Source organism: Armatimonadota bacterium (genome assembly GCA_022563855.1).
Taxonomy (GTDB): Bacteria; Armatimonadota; Fimbriimonadia; order Fimbriimonadales; family Fimbriimonadaceae; genus JADFMN01.
Genome location: JADFMN010000008.1, coordinates 86416 through 105865, shown reverse-complemented (window position 1 = coordinate 105865; position 19450 = coordinate 86416). Strand labels below are relative to the sequence as shown.

The 19450-nt window shown below is 60.4% G+C and carries 14 protein-coding genes and 1 tRNA gene; 9 read left to right on the top strand and 6 right to left on the bottom strand.

Annotated elements, in window-relative coordinates; all coding sequences use genetic code 11:
• Position 1 precedes the first annotated feature (1 nt).
• A complete protein-coding gene (gene polA / locus IH944_10805; protein ID MCH7905038.1) occupies positions 2 to 2599 on the bottom strand; it encodes a DNA polymerase I in 2598 nt (865 codons plus the stop codon).
• A 164-nt stretch (positions 2600 to 2763) separates the two neighbouring features.
• Between polA and IH944_10800 the strand changes: the two genes are divergently transcribed.
• From IH944_10800 to IH944_10770, 7 genes are all read left to right on the top strand, one after another.
• A complete protein-coding gene (locus tag IH944_10800; GenBank protein MCH7905037.1) occupies positions 2764 to 3066 on the top strand; it encodes a TfoX/Sxy family protein in 303 nt (100 codons plus the stop codon).
• Positions 3067 to 3163: 97 nt separating this feature from the next.
• Positions 3164 to 4144 carry a 6-phosphofructokinase gene (gene pfkA / locus IH944_10795; GenBank protein MCH7905036.1) on the top strand — a complete coding sequence of 327 codons (981 nt, stop codon included), beginning with the start codon at positions 3164 to 3166 and terminating at the stop codon, positions 4142 to 4144.
• Positions 4141 to 5079: a 1-phosphofructokinase gene (pfkB, locus tag IH944_10790; GenBank protein MCH7905035.1), complete on the top strand. Its 939-nt coding sequence runs from the start codon at positions 4141 to 4143 to the stop codon at positions 5077 to 5079. The genes pfkA and pfkB overlap by 4 nt, the downstream gene beginning before the upstream one ends.
• 36 nt (positions 5080 to 5115) lie before the next feature.
• Positions 5116 to 5201, top strand: a tRNA-Leu gene (locus tag IH944_10785).
• Between the two features lie 74 nt (positions 5202 to 5275).
• Positions 5276 to 5923, top strand: a complete 648-nt coding sequence (locus IH944_10780) for a hypothetical protein (GenBank protein ID MCH7905034.1) — start codon at positions 5276 to 5278, stop codon at positions 5921 to 5923.
• 41 nt (positions 5924 to 5964) lie between these two features.
• Complete coding sequence (locus IH944_10775) at positions 5965 to 7203, top strand: competence/damage-inducible protein A (GenBank protein ID MCH7905033.1); 1239 nt, start codon at positions 5965 to 5967, stop codon at positions 7201 to 7203.
• A gap of 312 nt (positions 7204 to 7515) precedes the next feature.
• Positions 7516 to 7842 carry a GIY-YIG nuclease family protein gene (locus IH944_10770; protein ID MCH7905032.1) on the top strand — a complete coding sequence of 109 codons (327 nt, stop codon included), beginning with the start codon at positions 7516 to 7518 and terminating at the stop codon, positions 7840 to 7842.
• 418 nt (positions 7843 to 8260) lie between these two features.
• Here the strand turns inward: IH944_10770 and IH944_10765 are convergent, their stop codons facing one another.
• The 3 genes from IH944_10765 to IH944_10755 form a co-directional block, all read right to left on the bottom strand.
• Positions 8261 to 8623: a cupin domain-containing protein gene (locus IH944_10765; GenBank protein ID MCH7905031.1), complete on the bottom strand. Its 363-nt coding sequence runs from the start codon at positions 8621 to 8623 to the stop codon at positions 8261 to 8263.
• Positions 8623 to 10737 (bottom strand): DPP IV N-terminal domain-containing protein, encoded by a 2115-nt coding sequence (locus IH944_10760; GenBank protein ID MCH7905030.1) that lies wholly within the window; start codon positions 10735 to 10737, stop codon positions 8623 to 8625. The genes IH944_10765 and IH944_10760 overlap by 1 nt, the downstream gene beginning before the upstream one ends.
• Before the next feature lie 286 nt (positions 10738 to 11023).
• Positions 11024 to 12637, bottom strand: coding sequence for a mechanosensitive ion channel (locus IH944_10755; GenBank protein MCH7905029.1), 1614 nt, complete (start codon positions 12635 to 12637; stop codon positions 11024 to 11026).
• Positions 12638 to 12794: 157 nt separating this feature from the next.
• On the opposite strand from IH944_10755, the gene IH944_10750 reads away from it, so the two are divergent.
• A complete protein-coding gene (locus IH944_10750; protein ID MCH7905028.1) occupies positions 12795 to 13754 on the top strand; it encodes a glycosyltransferase family 1 protein in 960 nt (319 codons plus the stop codon).
• Positions 13755 to 13774: 20 nt separating this feature from the next.
• Here IH944_10750 and IH944_10745 read toward each other — a convergent pair whose 3' ends face one another.
• Together IH944_10745 and acnA are read right to left on the bottom strand one after the other, a co-directional pair.
• The gene (locus IH944_10745) at positions 13775 to 14473 is read right to left on the bottom strand and encodes a class I SAM-dependent methyltransferase (GenBank protein MCH7905027.1); all 699 of its coding nucleotides are present in this window, start codon (positions 14471 to 14473) and stop codon (positions 13775 to 13777) included.
• Between the two features lie 84 nt (positions 14474 to 14557).
• A complete protein-coding gene (gene acnA, locus IH944_10740) occupies positions 14558 to 17236 on the bottom strand; it encodes an aconitate hydratase AcnA (GenBank protein MCH7905026.1) in 2679 nt (892 codons plus the stop codon).
• On the opposite strand from acnA, the gene IH944_10735 reads away from it, so the two are divergent.
• Complete coding sequence (locus IH944_10735; protein ID MCH7905025.1) at positions 17210 to 19447, top strand: hypothetical protein; 2238 nt, start codon at positions 17210 to 17212, stop codon at positions 19445 to 19447. The genes acnA and IH944_10735 overlap by 27 nt on opposite strands.
• Positions 19448 to 19450: the final 3 nt, after the last annotated feature.

Below are 19450 nucleotides of genomic sequence, written 5' to 3'. Positions count from 1 at the left end.
CCTATATCGGCTTCAGCTGCAACCAGTTCGGCCCGCGTTTGGCGTCCACCCTGACCGGAACTGACAGCGGAAGAGCCTCTACCATCGCCGATCGGATCGGTTCGATCATCGAGCCGTCGCCCTTCGGCACCTCGAACACCAGTTCGTCGTGTACCTGCAACAGCATTTGCGTCTCCCCCGACTCCAGCAACGGTCGAATCCTGATCATCGCAAGCTTGATCATGTCCGCCGCCGTGCCCTGAATCGGAGCGTTCATCGCCTGCCGCTCAGAGTAGCTGCGCCGGTTGAAGTTCAGCGAGTGGATCTCGGCGAAGTGGCGCCTTCGTCCGAACAGAGTCGTTGTGAAACCGGTCTTCCGCGCGCCTGCGACGATCGAGTCCGTGAACTCCTTGACCGCTGAAAACCTCTTGCTGTACTGGTCGATGAGCTCGCGCGCATCCCCCCGCGAAAACCCTTTGCCGAGCTGGCGGGCGAGGCCGTGGTCCGTGACGCCGTACAGCACAGCAAAGTTGAGAAGCTTGGCCTGGCCGCGCTGCTCGCGAGTAACATCCTCTGGCTGGACGTGGAACATCAGCGCAGCCGACGTGCGGTGAATGTCCTCGTCGTTCTTGAACGCCTCGACGAGCGCGGAGTCGCCGCACATGTGAGCGAGGATTCGGAGTTCGACCTGCGAGTAATCGAAGGAGAGCAGCTCTCTGCCCTTCGGGGCTACGAACGCTTCGCGTATGCGCCGCCCAAGATCCGTGCGAACCGGGATGTTCTGCAGGTTTGGATCGTTGCTGCTAAGCCGTCCGGTCGCGGCGACGGCTTGATTGAACGTCGTATGCACGCGGCCGTCGTCGCCAATCAGTTTGGACAGCGCGTCCGCGTAGGTGCTCTTGAGCTTGGCCACCTCGCGATAGTTCAGAATCTCACCTGCGATTTCGTGGCTGTCGGCTAGGTCTTCCAGGATCTCTGCGCCTGTCGCCCAGCCGGTCTTGGTCTTCTTTCCGCCAGGAATTTCCATTTTGCCAAAGAGAATCTCACCGATCTGCTTCGGTGAGCCGACGTTGAACTCCTCGCCCGCCAACTCGTAAATCTTGGCCTGGATGCCCTCGACTTTAACGGCAAGCTCCTTCGAGAACTCGCTCAGCACGTCGCTGTCCAGGCAGATGCCCTCTAGCTCCATGTCCGAGAGAATCGGACACAGCGGGAGCTCGATGTCGTTCAGAACCGCAGTCTGACCCTCCTTTTCGAGCTTCGCGCGCATCTCGTCGGCGAGCATGGCGAGGGCAGCTGCCCGAACCTGTGGCTTCGCCGGCGGATCTTCGTCGAGGTATCCGGAGAACAGGTCGGAGAGGTCGTAGCCCGAGCGATCTGACTGAAGCACGTAACCGGCTAGCATCGTGTCGAACTGGGGCGCTTGCAGCGACCGACCGGCCAAGTTGAAGAGCGGCTTCAGGTCGTGGCCGGTGACCTGTCCGGAGTGGTCCGCAAGAATCCGCACCGCATCCCGCCTTGCCGTGCGACGGACCTCCCGGTCGATCTCCAGGTACGCGAACTCGTCGCCGTCCTCCTCGAACATAGACCCCTGATCCGTTTCCTCGTGGTGCAGATAGAGCCCGAAGTTCCGTTTGCCGACCCAGCCTTGCAGCTCCTCGTAGGAGGCTGGAGTCTCATCGAAGCGCACCTCGATCGACTCCTGGACGACCTCAGCCTTCCGCCCTGTGGCATCGCCTTCGATGTACGCCGACAGTACGCCTTCGAAGCGCTTCGCTTGTGTCTTGAACTCGAGCGACAGAAGCATTTTGCGGATGTCTTCGAGGTCTTCGCCGTCGAGCTTGTACGGCTCAAAGTCGTACTCGATCGGAACGTTCCTGTCGATGGTCGCCAGCCACTTGGACAGTTTCATAACCTCCTCGTTCGGCTCGATCTTTCTCCTGTACTTGGGCTCCATCTCCTCTAGGTTCTCCAGGATTTGCTCGATAGAGCCGAACCGCTTGATCAGCAGTGTTGCCGTCTTGTCGCCGACTCCCGGGACTCCCGGGATGTTGTCGCTGCTGTCGCCGGCCATCGCTTTGTAGTCGACGACGTGCTCGGGTCCAAAGCCGTACCGCTCGTGGACGTCTTCAGGCTTGTATGTCCTTGGTGGCTTTCCGAAGCTCTGCGGGGTCAGCACGCTTACGGCGTCGTCGACGAGCTGCAGGGCGTCGAGGTCGCCCGTGACGATGGTCGTTTCGTACCCGTTCTCCTCTGCCAGCTTCGAGATCGTGCCGATGATGTCGTCCGCCTCGTACCCCGTCAGTTCGAGCACCGGCAGCTTGAACGCCGAAATCAGCTCACGGGAAGCTTCGAGCTGCTCGATCAGCTCAGGAGGGGTCTCCCGGCGCGTTCCTTTGTACTCCGGGTATTCCGCGTGCCGAAACGTCTTTCCAGGGGCGTCGAGCGCGACGACGACCGCGTCTGGCTCGATCGACTGGAAGAACGCGAACAGCATGTTGATGAACCCAAATAGGGCGTTCGTCGGCCTGCCAGAGCTGGTGCTGAGGTACCGAGTTCCGTAAAATGCCCGGAACAGCAGGCTGTACCCGTCGATGATCACGAGGCGCTTCTGGGCCATCGGTTCACCTTACCTTTCGGCGGGACGCCGAGCCACCCGTGCGGCCACCCCTAGGTTCGGGTATCATAGGACGGTATTTTGTACTTATTTGGCGGGGTCTGCTGACGGTCAGGCCCAACTTTATGAGGGTAATTATGGTTTATCGACCAATACGCTATGAGCAGATGATGAAAGCCGCCGAGGGCATGGACGTGCGCGCTCGACGTATGTTTGACGGCATGGCGATCTACTCGGGAGAGCGGATGTTCGCCTATCTAGTCGGTGATGACATCGGCCTGAAGCTGTCCCCAACCGATCGCGAGACCGCATTGGGATTCGATGGTGCCGAGCTACTGCGGGCCAGCCCCGATTCAGAGCCGATGAAAGAGTACGTTCGCATGCCGCAGAACATCCTCGACAACTACGAAACGTTCGTCGATTGGGTTCAGAAGAGTGCGGAGTACGCCACCAATCGCGTAGTGAACTAACCGGGCGGTTTGTCGCTTTCGGTCGGTATGATTCAGGCGAGGTTAGAATGGTCTGCGGAGCGCTGTGCGCTTTCTCATGACCGGCCCTGATCCTGCTATGGACCAACAACCCCAACTCGAGCGCATCGCTGTGATCACGAGCGGTGGCGACGCGCCCGGTATGAACGCTGCTGTTCGAGCCGTCGTCCGAACGGCCATCAGCCGAGGAGTCGAGGTCGTCGGATTCCTGAGCGGATACCGGGGTCTGATCGGCAGCGAATCCGTTGAGCTGAATTCGAAATCGGTCGGGGGCATCATCAGCCAAGGCGGGACGATCCTGCGAACTGCCCGGTCCATGGAGTTTCGAGAGCCCGAGGGACGCTCGAAAGCAATGGGCGCTCTTCGGGAAAGCGGCGCGCAGGGGATCGTGATCATCGGCGGCGACGGCTCTATGGTGGGCGCCGGCCATATTTTCGACGAGTTCGATTTCCCGACGATAGGCGTCCCGGCTTCGATCGACAACGACATCGCAGGCACCGATTTTTCAGTCGGCTTTGACACCGCCGTCAACACCGCGCTCGAGGCGATCGACAAGATCCGCGACACCGCTTACTCGCACGAGCGCGTGTTCGTGATCGAGGTGATGGGGCGAGCGAACGGCTTCATCGCCATCGAGGTCGCGCTGGCCAGCGGCGCGGAGGCGTGCTTGATCCCAGAAGTGAGATACTCGCTTGTTGACATATCCGAAAACCTGATGGCGATGCGGAAGAAGGGCAAGCGCAGTTCGATCGTGGTGGTCGCTGAAGGGGCCGCCAAGGCAGCCGACGTCCAGGCGTTCTTTCAGCGTCGGACGGGGTTCGAGGCCCGATACAGTGTGCTCGGACACGTGCAGCGCGGCGGGCGCCCGACGGCGTTCGACCGCGTGCTAGCCTTGCGGCTAGGCTCTTTTGCAGTCGAGAAGCTGTTGGCGGGCGTTACGGGAGAGATGGTCGGCGTCGATGGGAAAAACCTGGTCTCGCACCCGCTGGGCTACGTCGCTGCCATGAAAAAGACGATCGACACTGATAAGCTGAAGCTAGTAGAGGTCATGGCGCAGTGATTCTCACCGTAACGCTCAATCCGTGCGTAGACCAAACGCTGCACGTGGACGGTCTGAAGCCGTTTGACACGAACAGGGTGCTGCGGCTGGAGACCGACGCCGGCGGGAAGGGGACGAACCTCGCCCGGGTGCTGGCCGAGTTGGGGACCCACGCTGTGACGACGGGGTTTATCGGTGGGGCGCCAGGCGCCACGGTTCTTCAGGTGCTCGATGAGCAGGGCGTCGAGCGAGACTTCGTGCACATACGCAAAGACACTCGCACCAACTACAACATCGAGGACGGCAGCGACAGTCCGCCGACTACGTTCAACGCGATGGGCCCGGCGATCGAGCCCGAACAGTGGGAGGAGCTTCTGACCACGATTAGGAGGCAGTGCGAGAAGGCTGCCTGGGTAACGCTGGGCGGTTCGCTTCCGCAGGGCTTGCCGGTCGACGCCCACAAGCTGATCGGCATCATCGCCAAGAGCGCGGGAGCAAAGTTGGCGCTCGACGCAGACGGAGAGGTGATGCGCAGAGGCCTGGAGGCGAAGCCGCACCTGATCAAGCCCAACGCGAAGGAGGCCGGTCGTCTGCTCAACCGAAAGGTCGAGAGCATCGACGACGCGATCTTTGCTGCGGAGCAGTTGATGCAGTACTTGGAGGACGACGGGATTTGCATCGTCTCCTTGGGCGCCGACGGCGCGGTCATGGCCGCCGGTTCAGGGACGTTCATCGGCAAGAAGATCGAAGTCGAGGCGGTCAGCTCGATCGGGAGCGGCGACTCGTTGGTCGCAGGTTTCTTGCACGCGCTGGAACAGGGACTGGACCTGCCAGACGCGCTGCGAACCGGCCTGGCAGCAGGGGCGGCGACCGCGATGACCTCCGGAGTCGAGATCGCCAGGAAGCCGATCGTGGACGATCTCCTGAAGCGCGCGACGGTCGAGCGGGTTCATTAGCACCGCCGGGTCACCTGGTAAAGTCTGGTGGGGGTTGCCGGGGTGGCGGAATGGTAGACGCGGTGGTCTCAAACACCATTGAGGTTAAACTCGTGAGGGTTCGAATCCCTCCCCCGGCACCAGTCCAAAGAAAAGCGAGAGATTCCAGTAATCCCAACTGGCGCAAGGCGTCGAACCAGGTAGGAGCATCAACATCATGCGGTGGTATTTCACTCTAGCAGCGCTGGGCGTCGCGGCAGTCGGTTCAGCTCAGTACGTCAACATCAGCGGCAACGTCAACGGCGACGTCAACATCAGTTTCGGCGTGCAGCAGCAGCGGATTCCGTGGCAGACGGTTTACACAGGCCAGAACTGCAGGATAACTCAGCAGATGACGCGCTTTATCGGTTCTCAGCGCGAGTGGGAGTACTACTGGCGCCAGGCGAACGGGATCCATCCGGCGCGACGCACCCATGTGCCGGGCGGTTTTGACTGGAGGAACGAGTACCTCGTCGCGATCCACATGGGCACTCAGCGATCTGGCGGTTTCGGCGTGTGGGTCGAGTCGGTGTACCAGTCGACGGCTGGCTTTTTCGACATCAACTTTGTGATTCAGCAACCGCGAAGATCGGGCTACAGCTTTGGGTTCAGCTACCAGTCGTGGACCAGCCCGTTCACCATCATCCGCGTTCGAAGAGGGGCGTATCAGCCTCGCTACAACCCGCGCTACTACGCCCCGCACCGCTACACGCCTCCACTGGCGTGCGGCTGCGGTGATTGCCATTCCCACAAGCCCGTTTACATGATGATGCCGGACGGCTCCCTGGCGCAGTACGAGCCTCCGCATTACACGCCGCATAGGTAGACGATCGACAGCAGCGCAGGCCTCTGGGTCACAATCTCGGCATGAACGCCGAGATCGTCGTGGTCGGGACTGAGATCCTCCTCGGGCAGATCGTCGATACGAACAGCGCCGAACTTGGCAAGGTGCTTGCGAAGTTCGGCGTTTTTCATACTCACCGGCAGACGGTGGGCGACAACCTTGGGCGCCTGGCTGATGCGTTGCGGCTCGCGCTGTCGCGATCTGACATCGTGTTCACCATCGGCGGGCTCGGTCCAACTCAGGATGACCTCACCCGCGATGGGATCGTCGAGGCGCTGGGGGACAAGCTGGTTTACGACGATTCGATCGAGCAGGGGATTCGCGAGAGGCTCAGCGCTCGTGGCGTGCAGTTTGTGCCGAGCATGAGGAACCAGGCGTACCGGCCCTCTTCTGCGACAGTTCTTGACAACCCGAACGGCACCGCGCCTGGGCTCCTTTGCCGGGTGGACGGGAAGACCTTGATCGCAATGCCGGGGCCGCGTGCGGAGTTCATGCCGATGCTCGAAGGGCCCGTCTCGGAGTTCTTGCGGAGCGTCAGCGAGGGCGTGATCCACTCCCGCGTGCTGCGCGTCGCGGGTATGGGCGAGAGCATGATCGAGAGCAAGATCTTTGAGCTGATGAAGATGGATAACCCGACGGTTGCGCCGTATGCGAAGGTCGGCGAGGTTCACCTTCGTGTGTCTGCGCGCGCAGCTACGGTCGAAGAGGCGGAGGCGATGATCGCTCCGGTCGAAGAAGAGATCCGCAATCGCTTGGGCGACGCAGTTTTCTCTGTCGATGAGCGCCCCTTGCAGGAGGTCGTACTCGCGATGCTCCGAGAGAGGGGGGAGACTTTGGCTGTCGCAGAGAGCTGCACCGGCGGCGGTCTCGGCGCACAGATCACCTCGGTCGCGGGTTCGTCTGCCGCGTTCCTCGGCGGCGTCATCAGCTACTCGAACGAGACGAAGAGCGAGATGCTCGGTGTGTCTGCTGAGACCCTTGAGACCCACGGAGCTGTGAGTTCGCAGGCCGCTTGCGAAATGGCCGAGGGCGTGCGCGAGCGGACCGGCGCGGACTGGGGCGTGAGCATCACAGGCATCGCAGGTCCGGGCGGTGGGAGCGAAGAGAAGCCGGTGGGCCTCGTGTACATCGGAGTCGCTGAGGCGGGCGGAACAACCGTCGAAAAGAACGTCTTCCCGGGTCAACGCGATGCGATCCGAGCCCGCACGATCCAGCAGGCCTTGGTTGCATTGCGAAAGAGAGTCGCAGCGACTGAAAACTGACCCCGCTTCGGCGGCTCACGGGCTATCGCGCCGTTCGCCCTCCATGGGGAGTCCCGAGGCAGCCATTCTGGTGCGCGTCTCCGAAGTTTCACCGAGTTAGCCCCAGGCCCGTCATCCTGAGCGGATCGACTGAGCACGGAGCCAGCCCCAGGCCCGTCATCCTGAGCGGATCGACTGAGCACGGAGCCAGCCCCAGGCCCGTCATCCTGAGCGGATCGACTGAGCACGGAGCCAGCCCCAGACCCGTCATCCTGAGCGGATCGAAGGAGCGCGGGTCTGGGGCGGTCGCACAGAGGTAGAGTTCCCACCAAGGTGAAGTACCCTGCCGTCTACATCCTAGAGTGCCGAACGGGCAAGTTCTACATCGGAGTCACCTCCGATCTCGAATACAGGCTGTCAGAACACGAGCACGGAGTAATTGAAGGGTTCACGAAGAGGAACGGACCGTGCCAGCTAGTCTGGAGCTCCAACTTCCCAGATATGGACCAGGCGATCAGTTTCGAGAAGAGAGTAAAGGGTTGGCGGCGAGAGAAGAAAATCGCCCTGATCGAAGGGCGGATTGAGGACTTGCCGGGGCTGGCGCTGCCTTACAACGAGCGAGAACGCGAGGACGAGGACAAACCAAGTTCGTCATCTTGAGCGAGCCTGTCCTGGGCTTGACGAAGGCAAAGACGGCGGGTTTGGGACGGTGGCTTGCCAGCGAACTCGTGGAAGAATACGTAATCCCCCACCGCGCTCCTTCGATCCGCTCAGGATGACGGTGGGGGATTACTGACCCTGTTCTGCCAATCCTTCGATCCGCTCAGGATGACGGTGGGGGATTACTGACCCTGTTCTGCCAATCCTTCGATCCGCTCAGGATGACGGACGACGCGTGGCATGGTTGTCCCGATGGCCGTGCGGGGCAGGCATGAGTCTTTAGTGGTGACGGCGGAAGACGTCCCTTCGGTCCTTAATGGCGTTGACGGAGCAACGCCCTCCATCTTGGCCACCAAGTCCGCCACGGTCAGGCCCGGAGGGTTTGTCCGTGTCCGGCTGCAAAGGAGGATCATGCGACTCAAATCCGCTCAACCTTCGGCGCCGTCTTTTCGTCGTCTTCCACGTCGCCTGTGTTCCTGACTCCAGCAGGCTCGAACAGCAGGACCTCGACTTCTGAATTGGCGACGGGGCGGTGCTCGACGCCGCGCGGGACGACGATCATCTGGCCCTCCTTCAATGGAACGACCCGATCCCGAAACTCAACGGACATCGAACCGCGCCAGACGAGGAACATCTCGTCAGCGTCGTCATGCTTGTGCCACACGAACGGTCCCTGGAACTTTGCGAGCTTGACCTCCTGGCCGTTCAGCTCCGCGACCAGCTTCGGCCTCCAATGTTCGGAGAACTTGGCGAACTTCTCGGCCAGGTCGATGACTTCCATCACCCGCGCGGCCCGGTGATCAGCAGCCGCTCGACGAAGAACTCCATCGAGCGGTTGAAGTTGATGCCGGAGTGCCCTCGGTCGGGGCCGACCTGCACCTCGAAGTACTTGCCCGCGCGTTGCAGCGCCTGGATCAGCTCGTAACTGTTCGCCTGGTGGACGTTGTTGTCGCTCGTGCCGTAGAACAGCAGGAGCCAGCCCTTGAGATCCTTGGCGTAGGTCATCGCGGAGCCCGCCTTATATCCTTCCGGGTTCGCTTGCGGCGTTCGCATGTACCGCTCGGTGTAGATCGTGTCGTAGTGGTCCCACTTGGTGACGGAGCTCGAGGCGACCGCCGCGTGGAACAGTTCAGGGTAGCGGAGCAGGCACATGGTCGACGAATACCCGCCGTACGACGTGCCGGTAATGCCGATGCGAGATGCGTCCACATAAGGCAGCTCGCCGATCGCCTTCACCGCCTCCGCGTGGTCGTCGATCTCGGTCACTCCGAGCTTTTGGTACGCCGCGTCCATGAACTTCTTGCCCCGCCCGCTGTTGCCCCGGACGGCGAACCGCGCGACTATGAAGCCGTAGTCGGTCTTGCGGTCGAACGAGGCGAACCGCTCGTTGTGCCCGCTGCTCTCCGGGCCTGCGTAGATGTTCACGATCACTGGGTACTTTCTGCTAGGGTCGAAGTCGGCGGGGAACTGGAGCGTGCCGTAGCAGTGGGTCAAACCGTCGGCCGCTAGGAAGATCACGCGCTCCATCGGTCGGAAGCCTAGCTCGACAGCGCCGCGGATGTCGCTCTTGGAAATCGTGTGGCCGTCTCCTCCGCTGACCATGCGTAGAGTCGTGGTAGGCGGCGTGCCAACCGTCTCCCACGTGTCTACGAACGAACTTCCGTTGGGCGAGAGGCTGACCGAGTGGTGGTAGTTCGGGTTTGTCAGCATTTCATCGAGCGAGCCGTCCAACTGTGCCCGGTGCAGCTGCATCTTGTAAGGGTTGAACGGCCCCGCGGCCATGTAGAACATCTCGCCCTTGACGAGGTCGACGCGCAGGATCGTCGTTGCGTCCAGCTCGTTGTTGGTGATCGCAGTCGTCTCGCCGCTGTCCATGTCCACCAGATAGAAGTTTCGGAAGCCCGTGCGCGAGCTGCGCCAGATCATCTTGCCCCGGTACTGCGTTGCCTTCTCGATGTCGGCGTGCTGGTCGAGGTACTGGCGCTGCGGTCGGTTGTCGGTCCAGCCGTTCGGCCACTCTTCGCGCACGATCACGCGCACTGCGCCGGTTTCGGGGTTTGCGGCGCAGAACTCCATGACGTTCTGCCAACGGTTTGTGCGATGGAACAGCAGCTCCGTCCTGTCTGGAGACCACGTGATAGCGTAGACGTAGTGTCCGACATCCTCGCTGAACTCGCCAGCTCGAACGTCGATCAGCTGACTCCCACCGCCATCGACGTGGTAGATGTAGAGCTCGCACTCCGGGTTGGCGGTGCCCGCCTTCGGGTACGCCTCGGTGTCGAGCGTGGTCTGGATCTTCGTTTGAGCCATGGCGATGTAGTAGTCCTGCACCATGCTGTCGTCGAACCTGTAGTACCACACCATCTTGCCGTCGGGCGACCAGCCCATCGCGTCGCGCTGGCCGAGTTCTTCGCCGTAGACCCAGCTCGCGCTGCCGAACTTGATCCTCTTGCTGAGGTCGCCCTCGGTCGTCACGGCTTTGCGGTTGGTCCCGTCGGCTTTCTCGACGTAGAGGTTGCCGCCCTCGTAGAACGCTCGCATCGAGCCGTCGGGGCTGAACTCTTCGGTGTACTGCCTGCCGCGCGCCGGGCGGCTGCGCTTGCTGTTCGGGTGGTCGCTGCGCTGCGGACGGGTGCGCTCAGGGGCCTCCTCCAGCTTGGTCTTCGCACCGGTTCGTGCATCGACCGAGTACCAATCGCCATCGAGCTGCACCGCCACGGTGGCGCCATCGATCCACCGCGCCTGTGGGCGGACGATCTTCATCGCCTTTTGGATCTCGGACTTCTTGGCCGTCCGGTCCGAGATGTCGATCATCCCGGCGAGCCGGTCTTGGGTCAGGGCGAACGATGCAAGGGCGATTGCGGCGACAGTGAACAGAGGGCGCGCGTGGATCATGCGCCTATTGTGGCGTGATTCCTTGGGGCGTCGCCCTCTTCGCTGTCGCCCGCTGCGCCGTCGCTCGCTGCGCTGTCGCCTAATGGTCGGAAAGTCGACCAGGCGAACGCGCCTAACGGCGGCTCGCGGTACCTCAAGAATCTTCGCGCCTTGTGCTCTCGGGCTTTCGCGCCGTTCGCCTCCTCCGGTGACGGGTGCCACGGTCTGGCCCGAAGGGCAGGCCGTGCGCCAGCGACTGGCGAGAGGCGACACGCGTCACTCGTCGCCCGTAACAGAGCAGCGCGTCTCAGCGCAGCTTGGACGCATCGTCGCTCCCGCTGGCGAAGACGATCCTGCGAGTCGGGAAGGCGAACTCGACGCCCGTCTCTTTCGCGATCACCAATACCTCGCGCAAGATTTCGTCGCGGTACTCGAGCTCCAGCTGCCACGTCTCGGCGATGATGAAGCAGTACAGCATGATGTTGATTGTGCTCTCTCCGAAGTCCTTGACATAGACGTACCGCTTGTCGTTCCAGATGCGATCGTCATCGAGCAGCATCTGTCGGACGCGCTCACAGAACTCGCCTAATTTCTCGGGCGTTGTACTGTACGAGAGCCCGAGCGTCGTCTTGATCCGGCGCCTGCGGCGCATCCCGAAGTTCTCGACGTGCGACGTGATCATGCGGCTGTTCGGGAGCGTGATGAGCGAGTCTTGGAACGTCCTGATCCGGGTGCTTCGCAGGTTGATCGACTCGACGTCGCCGTCGATGTCGCCGATCTTCACCCAGTCGCCCACCCCGAACGGCATCTCCATCAAGATTGTAATGGAGCCGAACAGGTTCTCGACGCTGTCCTTCGCCGCAAGAGCGAACACCAGGCCGCCGATGCCGAGCCCAGCCATCAGCGCGCCGACGTTGTAACCGAGCTGCGAGACGAAGAACACGACGACGCCGATGAAGATGAAGAACCGCCCGAACTTGCTGGCGATCGGAACGATGACTTTCTTAGCCGCCCTCGCCTTTTCGCCCGCACGGCTCGCGACGACTGCCACGAAGATGTCCCAGACGATGTAGAACACCCACAGCCATCCGATAGCGTTGGCGATCTTGAGGGCGAAGAGGATCGGGGTCAGCATGAACGGCGGAAGGTCGAGGAACGGCAGGCCGATCCCGATCAGCGCGACGTTGGCGACCAAGCTGATGCCGCGCCCTAGCGAGCCGATTTTCTTCTTGTCGGCAATGTCCTCTTTGACTTGGAGCGACGAGCGCACGAGCCACCGGGTGATCAACCTGATGATCGCGCCGGCGAGAAAGGCGACAGCGATGAGGATCAGGCCAGAGACGATCTGCCAGAGGCCTGCTCCCAGGATATGCCTCTCCGGCCAGCCAGCCGGGAACTTGTGTTTCAACCACGTCGGCTTGTCGGTCAGAAAGAGGTCGATCTCCGAGAGGCCGTCGATGACGTCCAGATCCTTGACCGATTGCCAGATGTCGTTGATGCTCGCGACCGACGCGGATGTGAACCGCCAGGCGCCGTCCGGCTGCTTCGCAATGACGATCGAGCCGTTTGCACCGAAATCGTGCCAAGTGTATGGGGCCCCGCCTGAGGCGTCGGGGATTGCATCGATGTCGATGAGTTCAGTCTTGTTCATCACCTCCAAGAGCCGGAAGGCGAGTTGCTCGCCCTCTTGGCCGCGTGTGACTCCGAGCCCGCTGAGGTCCATCGTCTCTAGCGCTCGGCTGATATTATCGTCACCCATGGCGACGAGGAACGTCGCCATCGTCGCTTGCGGGTTGGCGAGGTGGTCAGGGGCGCTCTGATCCCGCTCTTCGCCGCCGCCTACGCCGGGCAGTTGCCCGAAGGCCGCCGCCGGTACGATCAACAACACAGAAAGGACGCAAGCAAGACGGCGAAACGCCATGCCGCAGACGTTACCCGACCGTGCATTTCCAACCAGCAAGCCCACTGTAGAGCCGACGAGCGTAATGATCGTGTTTAGGATCGTTGCGCGAAAAAGGCAATCGCCGGGGCACTCAGCGAATGTACGTCAGGCGGAGCCACGATGTAAGCTGGTCGAAATGCATGTCCTTATTGTCTTCCCGGAAGTGCCGAGGGCTGTATTCAACACAGCCCTCGGCTGGTACGGGGCGTGCCGTGACGATCCTGACGTGAGCCGGGTTTTGGCCGCAAACTCTCGCGGCCTATATGGAGTCCTGCAGGACTGCCCGCTGGAGAACGTCGCGTCCATGACTCGGAATCCGGATATCACTTTGGTCATACGGGGCTATCAGATTCATGATCTGCGACTCGGCTCTCATCTGCCAGGCCAAAAGCGTGCGCTTATTTTGACCGATGAGCCATACGAGACCGATCGCACTATCGAGTTCAACACAGGTGCTTTCGAGGACACCTATGATGTGGTAGCCGTCAATGATTCCTCCGTCGTCGATCGCCACTCCCGTGGATTCTATTTGCCATGCGCTTCGGACGAGTTCGTCAAAGTGCCGAGCGTTGACGCCAAATGGGATATATGCTATGTTGGAACGGCGGACAAGCGGAGAGAGCAATGGCTTAGGGAAATTGACAGGGCAAATCGTGGTGCAAGCTGGTGCCTCGTCGGGCCGAAGTGGAAGCCGAAGCGCTGGAACAAGGCCGCGAGCCACTATCAGCGCGTAAAGATGTCGCACACACCTGGCAGCGGGTACCTGAGCCCCGAAGACGTTGCCTGCCTGTACGCATCAAGCAGGCTAGTCCTGAATATTCACAGGCGAGGAGACGCCAACTCGCCCAATCCTCGTACATACGACGGAATCGTCTACGGATTGCCGATCTTGCAAGACGCCAGGCGGGACACGCCGAAGTCGGTTTTGCAGTTCGCAGATCCTGGCAGCATGGCGTCGTTTTCGCGAGGGTATTTGCAGAACGAAGCGGGCTGTGTAGACAAAGTTAAGGCTTCGGTCACTGAGGGGCTGGAAATCCGGGGACAGCACACGTACTCCGCGCGCTGGCGGGAGATCGTGCGCATACTGGCGGACTGACTTGGGATTGGCCATCCCCGTCAAGGCATTCTCAAGAGGCCGATACCATATCCGCGCTGATTCGGATCGTCGATGAATTCGCTGTACTCGAACCGGTGCCTCAAGCTTTCCCAAACCGAAAATACCTGGTTCGTGGCAAGCGGCTGCGACTCGACGATATCGTGAAAAGCCACGAGTCCGCCAGGCCGAACCAAGGGCGAGTAGCTCTCGAAATCCGCCAATGCTCCCTCCCGCGTGTGGTCTCCGTCAATGAACAGGAAATCGACGTGCCGCCCTTCAAGAGTGCCGATGATCCGCTCTCGGAACCGGGCGCTATGCGAGTCGCCTTGCAACAGCGTCACCTTGCAAGCAGAACCGGGCGGGGGCAGTGACCGCAGAAACTCGGCCTGCACATCCTTGCTCTCAAGATCGCAAGATATGACCGTGTCGGAAGCTAGGGCTGCCCAGATCAGCAGTGTGCCGCCGTGGGCCGTACCTATTTCAACAATCGTCGCTGGGCTGATCTCGGCGACCGCTCTGGCCAGCGATGTGATCTCAGACTGCTTCTGCTGGGTCTGAAGTTTGAAGTAGCCGTGCCCTCCGAACTCGATCGCCCACCGGACGGTTTCCTCGGTTGAGCGACCACTTGAGTGGTAATCAGCTAGCCTCTTCATCGCTGCCCTCTTGTTGAGCGGAATTCTAAGCCGCCTGCTCAGTTTCTTAAGTGGGTGCACTGGCATGAGACAGCTGTGATTATACGTGCGAAATCTTTACCGCGAGGCAAGTTCGCCCATCGACTTCATGCTCGGGTTCCTTGCAGCGCGTCAATCGTTTAGCAACTGCCGAAGAACGTACTGCAGGATGCCGCCGTGCTTGAAGTACTCGATCTCCATCGGCGTATCGATACGTGCGGTAGCTTCGAACGTCTTCGTTTCCCCGCGGTCGCCCACCGCGCGAACGGTCAGCGTCTTGCCGTTGGCGAAGTTGTTCGCCAGTGCACGGCCCAGCCCGACGACTGCGAACTCCTCCTGGCCGGTCAACCCGAGCAAGTCTGCGCTCTCGCCGTCCTTGAACTGCAGTGGCAGCACGCCCATGCCGATCAAGTTTGAACGGTGGATGCGCTCGTAACCTTCTGCTATCACGGTCTTGATCCCTAGCAACAGCGTGCCTTTTGCGGCCCAGTCTCGGCTCGATCCCATGCCGTAATCTCCGCCGACCAGAATGCAGAGCGGCGTGCCTTCGGCGGCGTACCGCTGCGCGGCCTCGTACATCGTTGTGACTTCGCCGGTCGGCCAGTGCGTCGTGAATCCCCCCACCGTGCCGGGGGCAAGCTGGTTCCGCAAGCGTATGTTCGCAAACGTGCCCCGGATCATCACTTCGTGGTTGCCGCGCCGCGAGCCGTAGCTGTTGAACAGGTGCTGGCGGACTTCGTGCTCGACCAGGTAGTCGCCGGCTGGCGAGTCGTATTTGATCGCGCCGGCCGGTGAGATGTGGTCGGTTGTGATCGACTGGCCGAGCTTGGCGATGCACTTCATTCCGGTCAGGTCGCTGAACTCCGTTGGAGCCTCGGCGGTCATGCCTTCGAAGAACGGCGCCTCGCGGATGTACGTCGAGTCGTCTGCCCAGTCGTACAGCTTCGAAGTCGTGACCGAGATCGCGTTCCACTTCTCGTCGCCGTCGTAGACCTCTGCGTAGGACTTAGTGTACATCTCCCTCGTGATGTTCGCTTCGATCACTTCCGCGATCTGTTTCTGCGTCGGCCAGAGGTCTTTCAGGAACACGTCGTTTCCGTTCTTGTCCTTGGAGATCGCGTCCTTCGCAATGTCGATATCGAACGTGCCGGCGAGCGCGTACGCGACCACGAGCGGCGGCGACATCAGGTAGTTCGCCTGCACTTCCTGGCTGATGCGCCCTTCGAAGTTCCGGTTTCCGCTGAGCACGCTGACGACGGTGAGGTTCTTGTCCTTCACTACTTTGCCGACCTCTTCGGGCAGCGGACCCGAGTTGCCGATGCACGTCGTGCAGCCGAAGCCGACGACGTTGTAGCCGATCGCGTCGAGCTCGTCCTGCAGGCCGCTCTTTATCAGGTACTTCGCAACGACTTGCGAGCCTGGCGCGAGAGAAGTCTTGACCCACGGCTTTGGCTTGATGCCGAGTTGATTCGCTTTTCTTGCCACCAGCCCTGCGGCGACCATCACGCTCGGGTTGCTGGTGTTCGTGCAGCTAGTGATTGCGGCGATGACGACGCTGGCGTGGGTGAGTCTGTCTGTCGCAGTTCTCTCGGCGATTGCGACACCACCCTCTACGTCTGCCCCCGGCTTGGCGTCTGGGTACGCTTTGAAGAACGAGCCCTTGGCGTCGCTCAGCACGCTCCTGTCCTGAGGTCGTTTTGGTCCTGCGACGCTCGGCTCGACGTCGGCGAGGTCTAGTTCCAGCGTGCTGGAGTACTCGGCCTCGGGCGAATCCGGTGTGTAGAACATCCCTTGGAGCTTCATGTACTCCGCAACCCGCTGGACGTGGTCTTCGTCGCGGCCGGTCGTGCGCAGGTAGCGCAGAGTCTCGTCGTCCACCGGGAAGATGCCGCAGGTCGCGCCGTACTCGGGCGACATGTTGGCGATCGTCGCCCGGTCTGCGAGCGGCATGTTGCTGATCCCGGCGCCGAAGAACTCGACGAACTTGCTGACCACGCCGTGGTTCCGCAGCATTTCGGTCACGGTCAGGACTAAGTCCGTTGCCGTCGTGCCCTCTCTCAACCTCCCGGTTAGGCGAAACCCAACCACTTGGGGGATGAGCATGCTGACTGGTTGGCCGAGCATGGCGGCCTCGGCCTCGATCCCGCCGACGCCCCAGCCCAGGACGCCCAGACCGTTGATCATCGTGGTGTGGCTGTCGGTTCCGACCAGCGTGTCGGGGTACGCCTGATCTCCTTCATCGAAAACGACCCTGGCGAGGTATTCCAGGTTCACTTGGTGGCAGATTCCGGTGTTCGGCGGCACGACCTTGAAGTTCTCAAACGCGCTTTGCCCCCACTTCAGGAACTGGTACCGCTCGTTGTTGCGCTCGAACTCCAGGTCGAGGTTGATCTGCATCGCCGCGTCGCTGCCGTAAGCGTCCACCTGAACCGAATGGTCGATGACCAGCTCGACCGGCTGCAGCGGGTTGATCTTGTTCGGGTCTCCGCCCAGCCGCGCCATCGCGTCGCGCATGCTGGCGAGGTCGACGACGCACGGAACGCCCGTGAAGTCCTGCAGCAGAACTCGCGCAGGCGTGAAACTGATCTCCGTGCTCGGCTCAGCCAGCGGATCCCAGTTCAGCAGCGCCTCGATGTCCTCTTTGGTGACCCCCAGGCCGTCTTCATGCCGCAGCAGGTTTTCGAGCAGCAACTTGAGTACAAACGGCAGCCGGCCCAGCTTGTACCCCTGCACGACCAGTTGGCTGAGGGCGAAAACCTCTAGGTTTCTCCCGCCGAGAGTTGCTTGAGTTCGGGTTTTGAAGCTGTTCATGTTTCGGCACCGCCTATCCGCGAGAGGGCGCGAGTATGGGTGGATAATACCCTTTTTGAACCTAAAACGTCGGGATGGTTCGGCTCGCGTATGATGTACAATGAGCTGTTGAGGGCGTTCTGTGCGCCCCGAAGGATGGAGATGATGTTGGCTATCGCACTTTTGTCCTCAATCTGTCTTCAGGCGCATGCCGAGGTCGCCAAGAAGGTCGATGTGCGCCTCAGAGCAGCGATCGGAGAGGTCATGGTCGAACGTCTCGGGGAGCTGTTCGCAGTTGAAATAAGTGCGCACTCGTCCATCGCGGAAGAGCCGTTTATCTTCAACGTCCTCGGCGTGACGTTTGAGGAGTTCCGCGAACTGTCGGCTAGGGGACTGGATGCCTCTTGGAGAAAGAACAAAAGGGGTTGGGAGCTATTTCGAAGTAGAGAGCAGATTGACGAAGAGTTACAGCGGTTCTACGATTACCGAAAGTTGCTGCTGCGCAAAGAAATGACGAGAAACGTGCCGCCTGATCCTGTCAGCGACGAGCGAATCACTGAGTGGGCGAGGAGCATGTTGGTTGCTGCGTTCGAGGGCGGTGAAGATTCCCAGTTGTATCCTTGGAACAGTACGTTATTTCCTCGTCAGCAGGTTATGCCGCGCATTTGGCACGCCTTGGGGATAGAGCTTCTTTCAGCGATTCCATTAGACGAGCGTTGGGTATTTACAGCTGACGGTGTGCACGGCACGCACAGGCTGCCTGAGCTTGCCCGAGCAAAGCAGATGATTCTAGCGCTTCGGCCAAGGCTCTTGCATGCATTAAAGCGTAACGGTGCTTGGGACATGCGTTCTTCGTTGTCGTTCGGGGTCGGGATCAAGGACTTGCCTTCCACGCCGGTCGATAAGGTATTCCTGGAAGTGACATCCTATTGGGACTACATTACGATGTCGCTTGTCGGCTTTGACGAGTCAGGGAAAAGGGTCGTTAACTTCTATGACGCCAGCAAAGTCTGGCTGCCGACACCAGGTCAGGTACAGAGATCGATCAAGAACGTCACGATTCCTCAGTCAAAGGCTTCGAGAAAAATAGCCGGTGACTTTGCCAAGCTAGGCATTCGTGAGTCTGGGCCAAGCACATACCTTTGGGATTTGCTATCTTCGATGCCAAGAAGCGAGCCTCTTGCGCTTGATGTGAGCGATCTCTTGCTGGCCATGTCGGACGAGTTGAACCTGCCGCTGGTAGCACGTCTCTCGAACGACCTTCTCGATGCCCTAGGTCTCGCGCTTCTTGACAAACCTGACATTGTTACAGAGGGAGTCATCGACCTAAAAAGCGGGATTGACTGGATCGAGACGTTGCTCGACCTTGAAGAAACTGCTGAGGGTCTGATCAAAGGCAGCCCCGCCCGCCCGCCGCAATATCAGCTAGCGTTTCCGCGCAAGGCGATCGCAGATTACGTGCGGAACAATAGAGCGACAAAAGTGCTCGATCTGCAGCGCATCCCTCCGCTAGTCAGGCGGCCAGGATCGGCTTACGACCCATCCATCGTGGACCTTGTGTTCTTCGTCCACGGTCCAGAGCACGTCTCTAGTGCTTCGCTATCAGCATTGTTTGCATGGCAGAGCTTGTCATCCGAAGCCAAACAAATGTCGCTGACGCCTCAAGGAGTGACGGTTCCCTTCAAGAGTTTGGGTAACCCATTTCACGCCAGTGTACGAGGTGTAATACTTTGGAACGCTTGGTGGCACGGTATAGGAAGGTTCGATCCGTTACGTCGACAGGAGAGCTACACGTATCTGGATTTCTTGCCGTTCGATATTACGAAATCGACGCTACTCGACGTGCTAGTGCAAGTTCGAGCCAGCGCTGTCCCATCGGTCCATATGTTTTCTCCGCTAATTGGCGATCAAGAGCTGATTGATCCAGAAACTTGGGCGGAATACTTCTTGACGGCTGAGAAAAGCAATCGCGTGGACGAGGAAAATAAGATCGCTAGCGCGAAGTTTCGGGTTGAAAGAGCGCTTAGAGTAGAGGTGAGTTTCGAGACCCCAGTCGGTACACATACATGGATTTCGACCGTTGAACTCACAGCGGACAATCCTGAAAGACTCAGCCTGGATCAGCTACCAGTATCGTGGCTGGCGAAGTTTCGGCGCGCCCTACAGGCGTTGCGAGATAAAGGAAGACGATCTGACACTGCACGTGTAGAGTCATCGGAACTTCGGAACTGACCT

Excerpts from the sequence above, each read along its gene's own strand:
- polA (MCH7905038.1), bottom strand. The coding sequence starts at position 2,599 with ATGGCCCAGAAGCGCCTCGTGATCATCGACGGGTACAGCCTGCTGTTC.
- IH944_10800 (MCH7905037.1), top strand. The coding sequence starts at position 2,764 with ATGATGAAAGCCGCCGAGGGCATGGACGTGCGCGCTCGACGTATGTTT.
- pfkA (MCH7905036.1), top strand. The coding sequence starts at position 3,164 with ATGGACCAACAACCCCAACTCGAGCGCATCGCTGTGATCACGAGCGGT.
- IH944_10780 (MCH7905034.1), top strand. The coding sequence starts at position 5,276 with ATGCGGTGGTATTTCACTCTAGCAGCGCTGGGCGTCGCGGCAGTCGGT.
- IH944_10775 (MCH7905033.1), top strand. The coding sequence starts at position 5,965 with ATGAACGCCGAGATCGTCGTGGTCGGGACTGAGATCCTCCTCGGGCAG.
- IH944_10765 (MCH7905031.1), bottom strand. The coding sequence starts at position 8,623 with ATGGAAGTCATCGACCTGGCCGAGAAGTTCGCCAAGTTCTCCGAACAT.
- IH944_10760 (MCH7905030.1), bottom strand. The coding sequence starts at position 10,737 with ATGATCCACGCGCGCCCTCTGTTCACTGTCGCCGCAATCGCCCTTGCA.
- IH944_10755 (MCH7905029.1), bottom strand. The coding sequence starts at position 12,637 with ATGGCGTTTCGCCGTCTTGCTTGCGTCCTTTCTGTGTTGTTGATCGTA.
- IH944_10750 (MCH7905028.1), top strand. The coding sequence starts at position 12,795 with ATGCATGTCCTTATTGTCTTCCCGGAAGTGCCGAGGGCTGTATTCAAC.
- IH944_10745 (MCH7905027.1), bottom strand. The coding sequence starts at position 14,473 with ATGCCAGTGCACCCACTTAAGAAACTGAGCAGGCGGCTTAGAATTCCG.
- acnA (MCH7905026.1), bottom strand. The coding sequence starts at position 17,236 with ATGAACAGCTTCAAAACCCGAACTCAAGCAACTCTCGGCGGGAGAAAC.